Below are 12,540 nucleotides of genomic sequence, written 5' to 3'. Positions count from 1 at the left end.
GGGCCACCCCACACAATGTTTGTGGGTTTCACCCGTTCACCGCCCCCCGGGCCCGCTTTTTAACGCCCCCGGCCCCGCCGGGGGGGGGGGGGGGCCCGTCTCGGTGGTGGAGCTTCTCCGCCGATATTCAAACCGCCCACCAGAATGCGGTTCATGCTTTTCAGGGGAGTCGATTACTTCGAAGCCCGAGTTCTGCTCATCTTGATTCACTGCATCGCAACTCGGCCCTGGGCGCAAGTCTTCGAATAGCTGTATCCGGATACCGTCCACCGTTCGGCACAAGCGACCCGGTGTGCGCTTCTCCTCTTCGCCAGCTTTCCAGAACTGCCCAAATAGATCGAATGGTTGATTGACATCAAGCTGGGACATATCGCTTTGTACCACTGTCGAGGACAGAGCGTAGAAGCGACGCACCGAGAGGCTCTCAAATAGCCCTACGGGCACAACCGCCTACGGTTCGTTACCTACGTGATCCCTGACGTGCCGCCAACACCGGGATAGCCGCGACCTTCTCCGCCGATAGCTCATCCCACAGCAGTCCCCGCGGTCGCCGTGGCTCCGGGCAGCGGAGCGTCGTCTCTGGTGTCACGATCACGTCGACGCTGAAGTCGTGTGCGGTCTCGGGCAGCTCGTCGTCCACCACCTGGAGCGCGTGCACTGTCGTCACGATCGTGGTGTCTGACCCAATGAGACCAGCTTCCTGAAGCAGTGCCACCTCGATGTCCGAGTACCCAGCGCCCTTGCCGAGGCGGACCCCGCGCCGGTTCACCGCCACGCTGCCGCAGATGATCAGGTCGACGGAACTCATGGCATCAACATCCACGTGGTGACCGACTTGGGCAGCGGTATGCCGCACAGCCGCTTCCTCTGGCGTGATGTCGAGCTTCTTCGGGTCGAGCACGATGAAGGGTCGTTCACCGGCGAGCTTGGGAACCGCCATGTAGACAAGCTTGCCTTCACGCAGCGCTCTGGCGCGCACCGGTTGCTGAGCAGTATCCGGTACCGCCTTGATCACCCGCGCAGCCTTCCACTCGGGTAGCTCCGCCAGGCGGTCGGCGGCCTCCTCGGCACCGTAGAAGGAGGGGATGCGGCCGTGGACGCCAGGCGGAACGGCGTGTTCGCGTTCCAGCAGTGCCCATACGCGTTCGCGGGCAGCCTGCTTCGCCTGATCGACGTCCGCCACGTCGGCCCTCCTACTTCGTTGCCATCAGCGTCATCACCCGGTCGTAGACATCTTGCACTTCGGGCTCCTGACGCCACGGCTGCATCTCGCGGCAGGCATCGAACAGGATGTTGAGCCCGCCCCCGCCCCAGGTCAGTTCGATCACGTCCATCGCCTCGTGCAGCGTCCCGGCGGCCTCGTCCACCTGGCCTTGGCGCAGACGGGCCAGGCTGAGGTTGCCGAGCACGATGGCCGCAGACTTCGAGCGCTCACGGAGTTCGGCAGCCGTGGCGTCGAGGATGCGTGCGGCTCTCTCTGCCTGGCCGAGGAAGAGGTAGCACGACCCAGTCAGTCGCCCGCGGTGGGTCGGGGAGAACAGATCGAACGCCACATCGTCGGCGTCGACCTGTTCAAGGCGACGATCAGCCTCTCCGAGCATCCGCTCGCAGTCGGTCAACTGTCCCATCATGGCGTGGGCCTCGGCGGCGTGGAGCGTGGCAAGGCCGCTGAGCACCTGACTCGTCTCCGCAGTGGTCTCGGCTGCCCGCAGAGTCAGCGCCAACCCAGTAGAGGGATCGTTCTCGCCGTAGAGCGCCACGTAGCTCTTGCGCAACCAGGCCAAGCCTTCGGTCGCAGGGTCGCGGACTCGTTTGGCGGCTGTGACGGCTCGGTCGAAGTAGCGGTGAGCGGTGCGATGGTCACGACGCTGCGAGGCGTCCCAGACGAGCTGCCCCATCAAGATCGCACTCTCAGCCTCGACCGCGCTCAACTCTCGGCGGACACGGTGTGCTTTGGCGTGTGCTGAGAGAAAGGTGATCTGCCCCAACGCCTGGCCTGTTTCCGCGAGGAGCGAGGTCGAGGGCGCCCGGTCGTAGCGTTCATCGAGGTTGTGAACGTGCTGCCGCAGCTGTGCCACAGTCATGAGGTCTACGGAGCCGGGCTGCTCCAAGGAGTGGACGAGGCGATCACGTGGCTCGCCATGCCCACCAGCCGCGAGTACCTGATCAAGTCTGTCGAGTGACATCCTCAGCAGGCGGGCCAGCTTCGGGCGTTGGTACGGAAGAGGCTCTCTTTCACCAGCTTCCCAACGCACCACCGTGGAACGGTCGACGTGCATGGCCTCAGCGAACGACTCTTGGGTAAACCCGGCCGCTTTCCGTGCCCGCGCAAGACCGATTCGCCGTACCGCCATCGGATGACCTCCCTGGCATTGTCTTGCCGGTGATCCGGTTGGTGTTTCGCCTGGTCAAGGGTACCCCTGCGCCACTGTGGCCCCACCTGGGCGTGGGTTTGTCCCTGTTGATCGCCCCGCCGGGATTCCACTCTTGATCTCGGCCCCAGCGCCAGGCGATGCACCTGGAAGGGCACACCGGCGGATTGCCCCGACCAACATCATCTGCCGGTATGTCGCGCGCTGATCCCTGGCGCTGGGTGCCCCACCAACGAAGACCTCTCCGCAAGGGAGCGCCCCAGCAATGACATCCAAACGTACTCCCAAGTCCACATAGGGGAAACGGCGAAGCCAGGCCACCATGCCGCACACCATCCGCAGGCGTACCGATGTCTTCACCAAGGCCGCACGACTCGCAGGCTTCCACTCGGACTACGCGCTCGCCAAAGCCATGGACGTCAACCGCTCCACGGTCGCACGGGTGTTGAGCGGTGAGCTGCGTCCCGGTCCGGCATTCATCGGCGGGGCATTGGTCGCCCTCACGCCCATGCAGTTTGACGACCTGTTCGAGGTCGTCCCTGCCTCCACTCCAACGGAAGATCACTCGGCAGAAAGGCAAGGCAGTGCCGACCAGCACGCCGGACAACCCACCACCCACGACCTTGCAAGCCGCCCTGAGCTACGCCGAACTCGGCTGGTCCGTCCTCCCGGGAGCCGTCTGGAAGGGCGGACACTTCGCTGACCCGGCTACCGAGCAGCCGGTCACCAGTCCCTGTCTCCGTCCGATCGAGGAAGCGACCACCGACGCCGAGCTGGTGGCGGAGTGGTGGTCGACGCCGGGGCTGCACGAGCCCAACGTCTTCACGGTGACTGGTCCGGAGGTGGGGGCGTTCGCGGTGGCTGACTCGCTGGTCATGGCGCTCGCGGATGACCCCTGGTTCTCGAAGCTGCCGACGCCGGTGCTGGCCTTCCCGAACATGCCCATCGCCTACCTCCTCGTCCGGCCGCCACTGCCCTCGGTGCTCCTGAGCGACGAAGCGCGGGTCATGGAGGCCGGGATGCCGATGCCCCTGCCGCCGAGCGCACTGGAGACCACCCCGGTGACCTGGCTCGTCACCCCCGAGCAGGCGGGCAACCGCCTGATGCCCGGCGACGTGCTGGCCGGCCTGGTTCAGAGCTTCGAGAAGAGGAAGAGCGCGTGACCGAGCTGGCCAAGCAGGCACTACTGATCATCCCGAACAGGCCGTGGACCAGGGAGGGGTTCACCAGGCTCATGCGCGAGTTGGCCGTCGCCGAAGCACCCCGGCTGTTCGCCATCGTGGAGGAGTACGGCGAGGCCGAGGACGCCCGCGTGGCGGGCTACGGCCTGGCCTACGAAGACCGCGCCGACGTCAACTCAGTCGAAGGTGACTTCCAATTGCACTCCCAGAGCGCGGACAGCGCCCGGACGCTCTTCGAGATCAGCTCCCGGTCGGCGGGAGTGCGACATGTGCACGTGGTGTGGCTCGATGAAGCCGCGGTGACCGCCCAGCAGCACTGAAGGCGGACCACTCGACAAGCACGGCAAGACGGAAGCCGCAGGAGGTGGCCAGGGTGAGCGAGGGCCACCTCCTGCGCTTGTCTCTAGAAGATCGAGAAGTCCATGTCTTCGCGTCCGAGCAAGCCTCTGGATCCTCTTGGCGGGCGCTGTGCGGCCAGCAGTTCCAAGACATCGAGGCCGCCGTCGACAGGCACCTCGGCACCATGCGCCTCAGCGGCAGCTTCCAGTCCACCGTCCGTCGCCAGCTCGACCAAGCCCTCCTCGGAGAGCAAGCCGTCATGAGCAACCTCAAGAAGCGACTCGGTGCCCGCTTGGACGAGCTGGACACGCGAGAGGACCGGTTGCTCGACCTGCTCGGCGACCCCGACTGGCCCCGCGCCAAGCTCAAGAAGAAGCTGGCGGACATCGAACGCGAGCGGACTGAGATCCAAGGCCAGCTCACCGACACAGCGAGCAAGCTAGATCAGGGTCGGGAGTTCTTCGCCGCCGCCCTCACGCTCCTGTCCGACCCACAGGGCTTCTACCGTCGAGGCAGCGATGCCGTGAAGCGGGCCGTCGTCAAGGTCATCTTCTCCAAGCTGCACGTCGATGCCGAGAACATCGCCGGACATGACCTGACCGACGGCATCGCCGGACTGGTCGAGGCTGGAGCCTCCCTCTACGCCAAGAGCGGCCCCCTCCCGAAGGAGGAGACCGCTCTCGATCTTGCTACCGACGCCGACCTACTCGGCGTGGTCCTTGCGGACCACGGTCCGAGTAGGGCCGCGGTGGTGGAGGTGCCGGGAATCGAACCCGGGTCCTCTGCCGCCTCATCAAGGCTTCTCCGTGCGCAGTCCGCTACATCTCTACTCGGCCCCGGTGATCACGCGGACAAGTCACCGTGATGAGCCCAGCCACTGTGGGTGTCCCGACCGTTCCCCGTGGCCGGGAACGGTGGTGAGCCTCCTGGCTGATGCCGGCGACCGGAGCGGAGGCTTCCCCGGGCCGACAGCGTCGCTCCTGGCCTCAGGCGGCGAGGGCGAACGCGCGCTGGTCGTTAGACTCGGCGCTTATTGGTTTGCGATGACGCTTGCGGTGGTCTCTCGCCTGCACCGGCACGCTTCCCTTGAATCAACGCACAAAGTCGAAACCGTTCACCCCCGTGTCGTGTGGGTCTTGCTCCGCACAGCATAACGCCCCACGCCGACGTGTCATTCCCATTAGCCGGGTAGGGCTGTCCCCACCCCGCGCCGACCGGCCTACCTGATGGTCCCGGGCCACACGATCGGGCGATGCTGGTCCGGTACACCGGGGAGTGAGAGTGGGGAACATGGTGACGAGGGTCAACCCCGACATCGGCCGGATCAGCGGGTACTTCCTGCTCAACCTGGTCACGGGCATCTTCTGGTCCGTCCTGCTGGTGACGCTGGGGTCGGTGAGCATCGGCACCGCCGTCATCTGGGTCGGCCTGCCGCTGGGCGTGCTGACCCTGGTCCTGGCGCGCGGCGCGGCGACGGCCGAGCGGGCCTGGCTGCGGGCGACCCTGGGCGTGGACATCCCCCGGCCGTACCGGCCGCTGCCCGACGGCGCCGTCCCGCGGGCGAAGGCCCTCGTGAAGGACCCGGCGACGTGGCGCGACTACGCCTACTGGATGCTCATGCTGCCGCTGGGGGCGTTCGAGTTCTCCGTCACCGTGGCGCTGTGGTCGGTCGTGCTGGGCACCGTGCTCCTGCCGTTCTACCTGCACTGGCTCCCGGCCACCTGGGAGGTCACGTTCAGCGACGGCACCGTCTGGCTGATCGACTCGTTCGCCAAGGCCCTCCCGGTGAGCGCGCTCGGCCTGGTCCTCGGCGTCCTGGCGTACCGCCTGCTCAAGGCCCTCGCCCGGGGCCACGCGGCGCTCGCCCGCGCCCTGCTCGGCCCGACCCGCTACGGCGAGCTGTCGGCCAAGGCGGAGCAGCTGTCGGCCAGCCGGGCCCGCGGCGTGGAGGCGGCCGAGGCGGAGCGCCGGCGCATCGAGCGCGACCTGCACGACGGCGCGCAGCAGCGGCTGGTGGCGGTGGCCATGGGCCTCGGCCGGGCGCGCAGCAAGATGGAGTCCGACCCGGACGCGGCCCGCGACCTCATCGCCGAGGCGCACGCCGACGCCAAGCTCGCCATCTCCGAGCTGCGCGACCTCGCCCGCGGCATCTACCCGTCGGTGCTCGGCGACCGTGGCCTGGACGCGGCGCTGTCGTCGCTGGCCGCGCGCTCGCCGATCCCGGTCGATGTGGAGGTGGACGTCGAGCCGCGCCCGCCCACGGCCGTGGAGAGCGCCGCCTACTTCACCGTCGCCGAGACGCTGACGAACATCGCCAAGCACTCCGGCGCGACGCAGGCCCACGTGAAGGTCCACCGCACCGAGAACTCCGTGGTCGTGGAGGTCACCGACAACGGCCGCGGCGGCGCGGAGGTGCGGCCGGGTGGTGGCCTCGCGGGCCTCGCGGACCGGGCTGCGACCATTGACGGCGTGGTCGTCGTGGTGAGCCCGGTCGGCGGGCCGACCGTGATCCGGACGGAGCTGCCGTGCGCGTGGTGATCGCGGAGGACTCCGTCCTCCTCCGGATGGGCGTGCAGCGCCTGCTGGCCGACGAGGGCATCGAGACGGTCGCGGCGGTGGAGGACGGCGACGCCCTGCTCGCCGCGATCGAGGAGCACCGCCCCGACCTGGCCCTGGTGGACGTGCGGATGCCCCCGACGTTCACCGACGAGGGCCTGCGGGCCGCGATCGAGGCCCGCCGGCGCGTCCCCGACCTGCCGGTGCTGGTGCTCTCGCAGTACGTCGAGGAGCGGTACGCGGTCGAACTGCTCGCGGGCGGCGCGAACGGCGTCGGCTACCTGCTCAAGGAACGGGTGGCGGACGTGTCGGAGTTCGTGGCCGCGCTGCGCCGGGTCGCCGGGGGCGGCACGAGCATCGACCACGAGGTCATCACGCAGCTCATGGTCCGGTCCCGGCGCAACCCGGTCGACTCGCTCACGCAGCGCGAGCGCGAGGTCCTCGGCCTGATGGCGGAGGGCCTGTCGAACGCCGCCATCGCCGCGGCGCTGGTCGTCTCCGACGGCGCGGTGGAGAAGCACGTGGGCAACATCTTCGCCAAGCTCGGCCTGGAGCCGAGCACCAGCGAGCACCGCCGCGTCCGGGCCGTCCTCGCCTACCTCAACCTGGGCTGACGGTCGGGGCGAGGCCGAGCAGCCGGGCCCCGTTGTCGTGCAGCACGGCCCGCAGGAACGGCTCGCCCAGCCGGTCGTCGGCGGCGGCCCACCCCTCGATCGCGGCCAACTGCACCGAGTAGTCGTACGGGATGTTCGGGAAGTCCGACCCGAGCACGACCCGGTCGGCGAGGTCGACCAGCCGGGCCGCCCAGTCCCGCGGCAGCGCCGCCCGCGCCTCGGTGAACGGCACGCCCACCATCGTGGTGTCCAGGTGCACCCCGGCGTACCGGCCGGCCAGGTCCAGCGCTTCCCGGTACTCGGGCATCCCGGCGTGCGCCAGCACCGCCACCAGCGACGGGTGCCGGCGCAGCACGTCCTCGAACACGTCCAGCCCGGTGTGCGCGCCCGGCAGCGGCCCGTGCCCGCAGTGCACGACCACGGGCACCCCGGCCTCGGCCAGCAGGCCCCACGCGCCGTCGAGCGCCCGCGGGTCGTACCCGCCGACCTGCACGTGCGCCTTGAAGCACCGCGCGCCGGCCGCCAGCGCCCGCGCCACGTACGCCTCGACGCCCGGCTCCGGGTACAGGGTCGCGGTGGGCACCGCGCCGTCGACGCGGGCCCCGAAGTCCAGCGCCCAGTCGGTCAGCCACTCGCCCATGCCCGGCTTGTGCGGGTACACCAGCGGCGCGAACCCGACCACGCCGAACGACCGGAGCACGGCCAGCCGCTCGTCCTCGGGGAGCCGGTACCGGATGCCCCACTCGACGCCGTAGTGCCGCGACGCCTGGTCGAAGAACGCCCACACCTTGTCCAGCACGCGCTGCGGCATGAAGTGCACGTGCACGTCGACTAGGCCGGGCAGCCCTTCGGGCGTCAATACCGGCCCTTCAGCGCCCGGCCGTGCGCCTTCTGGATCTCCCGCTGCGCGTCCCGCTTGGCCAGGTCCTGGCGCTTGTCGTAGGACTTCTTGCCGCGCGCGAGCGCCAGCTCGACCTTGACGTAGCCGTCCTTGAAGTACATCGACAAGGGGATGAGCGACAGGCCGCTCTCCTTGGTCTTGCCGATCAGCCGCTCGATCTCGCTGCGGTGCAGCAGCAGCTTGCGCTTGCGCCGCACCTCGTGGTTGGTCCAGGTGCCCGCCACGTACTCCGGGATGTGGAGCGCGTGCAGCCAGATCTCGCCGTCGTCCACCTGGGCGAAGGCGTCCACAAGGGATGCCCGGCCCATGCGCAGGCTCTTCACCTCGGTGCCGACGAGCACGACACCCGCTTCGTAGGTGTCGAGGATGGTGTAGTCGTGCCGAGCCTTGCGGTTCGACGCGATCACCTTCTGACCGCGTTCCTTGACCATGACCGAAACCTTACGTGAGCGCGCCAGCCATTATGGGCGCACCGGTCATAGGCGCACGTACAGGCGCAGCGTGACGTAGCCGGTGAGCGCCGAGATCACGATCGCCACACCCAGCAGGATCGGCGAGATGACCAGGATGTCCAACATGCCGACCGGCGGCAGGATTCCCGAGCTGAACAGGTCGCCGAACACCCGGTCCAGCGCCACCGCCTTGAACCCGACCAGGCACAGCACGCCCGCGATGGCGCCGATGATGCCGGCCACCACCGCCTCGATGAGGAACGGCAGCTGCGTGTACCAGCGGGTCGCCCCCACCAGGCGCATGATGCCGACCTCCGTGCGTCTGGTGAACGCGGAGACCTGGATGGTGTTCGAGATCAGCAGCAACGCGGCCAGCGCCTGGAACGCGGCGAGGCCGAGCGCGCCGTCCCGCGCGCCGTTGAGCACGTCGAACAGCCTGGCCAGGAACTCGCCCTGGTCGTTCACCGCCTTGACGCCCGCCTTGCCGGTGAACGCCTGCACGATCACGTCGGCGCGTTCGGGCTCCTCCAGGCTCACCCGGAACGTGGCCGGGATGGCCTCCGGGCGGGCCAGCTTCACCAGCTCCGGCTGGGCCTCGAAGATCCGCTTGAACCGCTCGAAGCCCTTCTCGCGGTTCTCGTAGACGACCGTCTTGACCCCGGACGTGGTCTCCAGCTGGGTGCGCAGACCGGCGCACGGCTGCTGCGCGCAGTCCTTGTCGTTCGCGCTGACGTCGTTGGTCAGCAGGACCGCGACTTCCAGTTTGCCCTGGTAGTTGTCCTGCATCTTGTCGACCATGCGGACGACGAGCAGGCCGAGGCCGAGCAGGAAGAGCGAGATCGCGGTCGTGAGGATCATCGCGATGGTCATCGTGACGTTCCGGCGCAGGCCGGTCACGACCTCGCTGAACACGAAGCTGGTACGCATCGGGGGGAACGTTCCTCAGGGTCGGGGGTTGAGGGGGTCCGGGGGGCTCAGCGGCCCACGCCGTAGACACCCCGCGCGTCGTCGCGGATGATCCGGCCGTGGTCCAGCTCGACCACGCGCCGGCGCATGGAGTCGACGATGGAGTGGTCGTGGGTGGCCATCAGCACCGTCGTGCCGGTGCGGTTGATCCGCTCCAGCAGCAGCATGATGTCCTGGCTCGTGTCCGGGTCCAGGTTCCCGGTCGGCTCGTCGGCGAGCAGCACCAGCGGCCGGTTGACGAACGCGCGGGCGATGGCCACCCGCTGCTGCTCGCCGCCGGACAGCTCGTGCGGCATCCGGTCCGCCTTGCCGTCGAGGCCGACGAGCTGCAGCACCTCGGGCACCACCTTGACGATGGTGTTGCGCGGCTTGCCGATGACCTCGAGCGCGAACGCGACGTTCTCCGCCACGGTCTTGTTCGTCAGCAGGCGGAAGTCCTGGAACACGCAGCCGATGGACTGGCGCAGGCGGGGGACCCTGCGCCGGGACATCTTGGCCACGTCGAAGTTCGACACGTACACGCGGCCCTTGCTGGGCACTTCCTCCCGCAGCAGCAGCCGCAGGAACGTGGACTTCCCGGAACCGGAAGGCCCGATGAGGAACACGAACTCGCCCTTGCCCATCTCGACCGAGACGTTGTCGAGCGCGGGGCGGGCGGAGCTCTTGTAGACCTTGGACACGTGTTCGAGGCGAATCACGAGGCGCGAGTCTACTCGCGGCCGGGGTGAAGCCCTCGTGTCGCCCGCCGGATGGCGGCTTGACCGATCAGGACTGCTGCTGCTTGCGCCACCGGATGCCGGCCTCGAGGAAGTCGTCGATCTCGCCGTCGAGCACCGCGGAGGGGTTGCCGACCTCGTGCTCGGTGCGGAGGTCCTTGACCATCTGGTAGGGGTGCAGCACGTAGGACCGCATCTGGTTGCCCCAGCTCGACCCGGTGTCCTTGAGGGCGTCCATCCTGGCCTGCTCCTCCTGCCGCTGCCGCTCCAGCAGCTTGGCCTGGAGCACGGCCATCGCGGTGGCCTTGTTCTGCAGCTGCGAGCGCTCGTTCTGGCAGGAGACGACGATGCCGGTCGGGATGTGCGTGATGCGCACCGCCGAGTCGGTCGTGTTCACGCCCTGGCCGCCGGGGCCGGACGAGCGGTACACGTCGACCCGCAGGTCCTTCTCGTCGATGTCGACGTGGTCGGACTGCTCGACCACGGGCACCACCTCGACGCCCGCGAACGACGTCTGCCGGCGGCCCTGGTTGTCGAACGGCGAGATGCGCACCAGGCGGTGCGTGCCCTGCTCGACGCTCAGCGTGCCGTAGGCGTACGGGGCCGTGACGCGGAACGTCGCCGACTTGATGCCCGCCTCCTCGGCGTAGGAGGTGTCGAAGACGTCCACGCCGTAGCCGTGCCGCTCGGCCCAGCGCGAGTACATCCGCAGCAGCATCTCGGCGAAGTCGGCCGCGTCCACGCCGCCCGCCTCCGCCCGGATCGTGACCAGCGCGTTGCGCTCGTCGTACTCGCCGGACAGCAGCGTGCGGACCTCCAGCGAGGAGATCTCCTCGCGGAGCTTCGCCCGCTCGGCGTCGGCCTCGGCCAGGCTGCCCGCGTCGCCCTCGTCCTCGGCCAGCTCGTAGAGCACCGAGAGGTCGTCCAGCCGCTCGCGCAGCGTCGTCACCCGGCGCAGCTCGCCCTGCTTGTGGGAGAGCTGGCTGGTGACCTGCTGCGCCTTCTCCTGGTCGTCCCAGAGGTCCGGCCGGGCCGCCGCCTGCTCCAGCTCGGCGACCTGGGCGCGCAGCGCGTCGAGGTCCATCACCGCCTCGATGCTCGACAGCGTGGCGGAGAGGTCCTTGATGTCTGCTTCGACGTCGGGATTCACGGCCCAAGATTACGCCGGCACCGGCCGCGGAGTGCGACCGGTGGGCGCGCCTCAGCCCATGGGGATGGCGTCGAGCAGCTTGAGCACGGCCTTGGCGTGGGCCAGGCCGAACTCGGCGACCGCCTTGGCGTAGGCGTCCTCGGCGGTCTTGACCGCGGTCCGGGCCGCCTCCTGCTCGGCGCCGTAGCTCGCCCGGGCCGAGTCCACGAGGGCTTGCCGCTGTTTGGCGGTCAACGAGCCCGCGTGCACCAGCCGCAGGATGAGCGGGCTGCGGAGGTGGTCCGGTCCCGGCTCGGAGAGCAGCCAGTTCTTGAACGCCTTCTTGCCCGCCGCGGTCAGCACGTACTGCTGGCTGGAGCGCGGGCCCTGCTTGCCGAGGCGAAGCAGGCCGGCGTCCGCCAGCGCGGGCAGCTCGCGGTAGACCTGGCTCCGGGTGACGCTGAAGAACGCGCCGAAGCGCTCTCCGGCCTCAGCCACGAGCTGGCCACCGGTCTTGGGTCCGTCGTGCAGCAGCCCGAGCAGGGCAGCCGCCGTCGCATTCAGGTCCGACACACCACCAACGGTGCCACGCTCACCGGCCGCTGTCCACAATGGTCAGCCGTTCTGTCCACTGTGGCTGATCACGGGCTAGTGGAGTTGGGCCAAGCGGAGCAACGCAAAGCATCGCTGCGTAACCGCCCGCTGATCAACGCCACGCGTTCGGCCGCTTGACCCGGGATGTCCACCCGACGTGGAAATCCGTTGAGGCGCAAGGGAAACCGCACTTTTGCGTTCACCCTAACGGCAGCGTGGCGTCACGCGCCGCGTCCGACCCGGCGGGCCCGCCCCATCGGGCGATAGCACAACCCGGTGATGTCGCGCGCTCGACGTGGCAAACACGTCGCGTGGTGAGACCATTACCACGGGTGTTGTCCCCGAACCGTGCTCGTTCGACTGGGAGGTCAGCGGTGGGCATCAAATGGACGGCGGGAACGAAGGTGGTCCGCGGCGCCCGTGCCTGGGCGTCCGGCACGATCCCGGACCAGGCGGGCAAGGACGAGTGCATGGTGTGCGGCAAGCAGATCCGCAGGCACCGCACGGTCAGCGGCGAAGGCCGGGTCTGCTCGCTCACCTGCGCCCAGTACTGGGCCGAGAACATGACGTGAGCTCCGGCGACAGGCGAAAGGCCCCCGGAGTCGGAACTCCGGGGGCCTTTCGACGTGGTAGCGGGGACAGGATTTGAACCTGCGACCTCTGGGTTATGAGCCCAGCGAGCTACCGAGCTGCTCCACCCCGCGCTGTGTGGATAACAGT

15 protein-coding genes, 1 tRNA gene and 1 other RNA gene are annotated in these 12,540 nt (G+C 68.7%); 5 read left to right on the top strand and 12 right to left on the bottom strand.

What is annotated here, in order from left to right:
* Window positions 1-460 precede the first annotated feature (460 nt).
* The gene (locus ACFXGA_RS31425; protein WP_378094189.1) at window positions 461-1,183 is read right to left on the bottom strand and encodes a 5-formyltetrahydrofolate cyclo-ligase; all 723 of its coding nucleotides are present in this window, start codon (window positions 1,181-1,183) and stop codon (window positions 461-463) included.
* Between the two features lie 10 nt (window positions 1,184-1,193).
* Complete coding sequence (locus ACFXGA_RS31420) at window positions 1,194-2,354, bottom strand: helix-turn-helix transcriptional regulator (RefSeq protein WP_378094187.1); 1,161 nt, start codon at window positions 2,352-2,354, stop codon at window positions 1,194-1,196.
* A gap of 602 nt (window positions 2,355-2,956) precedes the next feature.
* Here ACFXGA_RS31420 and ACFXGA_RS31415 point away from each other — a divergent pair.
* Both ACFXGA_RS31415 and ACFXGA_RS31410 read left to right on the top strand, forming a co-directional pair.
* Window positions 2,957-3,535 carry a bifunctional DNA primase/polymerase gene (locus ACFXGA_RS31415; RefSeq protein WP_378094185.1) on the top strand — a complete coding sequence of 193 codons (579 nt, stop codon included), beginning with the start codon at window positions 2,957-2,959 and terminating at the stop codon, window positions 3,533-3,535.
* Complete coding sequence (locus tag ACFXGA_RS31410) at window positions 3,532-3,873, top strand: hypothetical protein (protein ID WP_378094183.1); 342 nt, start codon at window positions 3,532-3,534, stop codon at window positions 3,871-3,873. Before ACFXGA_RS31415 ends, ACFXGA_RS31410 begins: the two co-directional genes overlap by 4 nt.
* A gap of 83 nt (window positions 3,874-3,956) precedes the next feature.
* Here ACFXGA_RS31410 and ACFXGA_RS31405 read toward each other — a convergent pair whose 3' ends face one another.
* The 3 genes from ACFXGA_RS31405 to ssrA all read right to left on the bottom strand — a co-directional run bounded on the left by ACFXGA_RS31405 (window position 3,957) and on the right by ssrA (window position 5,014).
* Window positions 3,957-4,304, bottom strand: coding sequence for a hypothetical protein (locus tag ACFXGA_RS31405; RefSeq protein ID WP_378094181.1), 348 nt, complete (start codon window positions 4,302-4,304; stop codon window positions 3,957-3,959).
* 27 nt (window positions 4,305-4,331) lie between these two features.
* The gene (locus ACFXGA_RS31400; protein ID WP_378094179.1) at window positions 4,332-4,484 is read right to left on the bottom strand and encodes a hypothetical protein; all 153 of its coding nucleotides are present in this window, start codon (window positions 4,482-4,484) and stop codon (window positions 4,332-4,334) included.
* A gap of 157 nt (window positions 4,485-4,641) precedes the next feature.
* Window positions 4,642-5,014, bottom strand: a transfer-messenger RNA (tmRNA) gene (ssrA, locus tag ACFXGA_RS31395).
* A 168-nt stretch (window positions 5,015-5,182) separates the two neighbouring features.
* On the opposite strand from ssrA, the gene ACFXGA_RS31390 reads away from it, so the two are divergent.
* Together ACFXGA_RS31390 and ACFXGA_RS31385 are read left to right on the top strand one after the other, a co-directional pair.
* Entirely contained in the window at window positions 5,183-6,430 is a 1,248-nt protein-coding gene (locus ACFXGA_RS31390; RefSeq protein WP_378094177.1) for a sensor histidine kinase, read from the top strand.
* Complete coding sequence (locus tag ACFXGA_RS31385; RefSeq protein ID WP_378094175.1) at window positions 6,418-7,062, top strand: response regulator; 645 nt, start codon at window positions 6,418-6,420, stop codon at window positions 7,060-7,062. The genes ACFXGA_RS31390 and ACFXGA_RS31385 overlap by 13 nt, the downstream gene beginning before the upstream one ends.
* On the opposite strand, the gene ACFXGA_RS31380 is transcribed toward ACFXGA_RS31385, so the two are convergent.
* The 6 genes from ACFXGA_RS31380 to ACFXGA_RS31355 all read right to left on the bottom strand — a co-directional run bounded on the left by ACFXGA_RS31380 (window position 7,049) and on the right by ACFXGA_RS31355 (window position 11,799).
* Window positions 7,049-7,921: an amidohydrolase family protein gene (locus tag ACFXGA_RS31380; RefSeq protein ID WP_378094173.1), complete on the bottom strand. Its 873-nt coding sequence runs from the start codon at window positions 7,919-7,921 to the stop codon at window positions 7,049-7,051. The two genes, ACFXGA_RS31385 and ACFXGA_RS31380, sit on opposite strands and share 14 nt — an antisense overlap.
* Window positions 7,918-8,394 (bottom strand): SsrA-binding protein SmpB, encoded by a 477-nt coding sequence (smpB, locus tag ACFXGA_RS31375; protein WP_378094171.1) that lies wholly within the window; start codon window positions 8,392-8,394, stop codon window positions 7,918-7,920. The genes ACFXGA_RS31380 and smpB overlap by 4 nt, the downstream gene beginning before the upstream one ends.
* Window positions 8,395-8,439: 45 nt before the next feature.
* The gene (gene ftsX / locus ACFXGA_RS31370) at window positions 8,440-9,342 is read right to left on the bottom strand and encodes a permease-like cell division protein FtsX (protein ID WP_378094169.1); all 903 of its coding nucleotides are present in this window, start codon (window positions 9,340-9,342) and stop codon (window positions 8,440-8,442) included.
* 47 nt (window positions 9,343-9,389) lie between these two features.
* Window positions 9,390-10,079 (bottom strand): cell division ATP-binding protein FtsE, encoded by a 690-nt coding sequence (ftsE, locus tag ACFXGA_RS31365; protein ID WP_378094167.1) that lies wholly within the window; start codon window positions 10,077-10,079, stop codon window positions 9,390-9,392.
* A 67-nt stretch (window positions 10,080-10,146) separates the two neighbouring features.
* Complete coding sequence (prfB, locus tag ACFXGA_RS31360) at window positions 10,147-11,247, bottom strand: peptide chain release factor 2 (RefSeq protein WP_378094164.1); 1,101 nt, start codon at window positions 11,245-11,247, stop codon at window positions 10,147-10,149.
* Between the two features lie 51 nt (window positions 11,248-11,298).
* A complete protein-coding gene (locus ACFXGA_RS31355; RefSeq protein ID WP_378094162.1) occupies window positions 11,299-11,799 on the bottom strand; it encodes a PadR family transcriptional regulator in 501 nt (166 codons plus the stop codon).
* Window positions 11,800-12,194: 395 nt separating this feature from the next.
* Between ACFXGA_RS31355 and ACFXGA_RS31350 the strand changes: the two genes are divergently transcribed.
* On the top strand, window positions 12,195-12,392 hold the full coding sequence (locus ACFXGA_RS31350) for a hypothetical protein (RefSeq protein WP_378094160.1): 198 nt from the start codon (window positions 12,195-12,197) through the stop codon (window positions 12,390-12,392).
* A gap of 55 nt (window positions 12,393-12,447) precedes the next feature.
* On the opposite strand, the gene ACFXGA_RS31345 is transcribed toward ACFXGA_RS31350, so the two are convergent.
* Window positions 12,448-12,524, bottom strand: a tRNA-Met gene (locus ACFXGA_RS31345).
* Between the last annotated feature and the right edge of the window lie 16 nt (window positions 12,525-12,540).

It is taken from the genome of Actinosynnema sp. NPDC059335, from assembly GCF_042752395.1.
Taxonomy (GTDB): Bacteria; Actinomycetota; Actinomycetes; order Mycobacteriales; family Pseudonocardiaceae; genus Actinosynnema.
This window is presented reverse-complemented; position numbering and strand designations above follow the sequence as displayed.

Bases quoted from the DNA above. Each gene is read 5' to 3' on its own strand.
- ACFXGA_RS31420 (WP_378094187.1), bottom strand. From the start codon at position 2,354: ATGGCGGTACGGCGAATCGGTCTTGCGCGGGCACGGAAAGCGGCCGGG.
- ACFXGA_RS31400 (WP_378094179.1), bottom strand. From the start codon at position 4,484: ATGTCCGGCGATGTTCTCGGCATCGACGTGCAGCTTGGAGAAGATGAC.
- ACFXGA_RS31390 (WP_378094177.1), top strand. From the start codon at position 5,183: ATGGTGACGAGGGTCAACCCCGACATCGGCCGGATCAGCGGGTACTTC.
- smpB (WP_378094171.1), bottom strand. From the start codon at position 8,394: ATGGTCAAGGAACGCGGTCAGAAGGTGATCGCGTCGAACCGCAAGGCT.
- ftsX (WP_378094169.1), bottom strand. From the start codon at position 9,342: ATGCGTACCAGCTTCGTGTTCAGCGAGGTCGTGACCGGCCTGCGCCGG.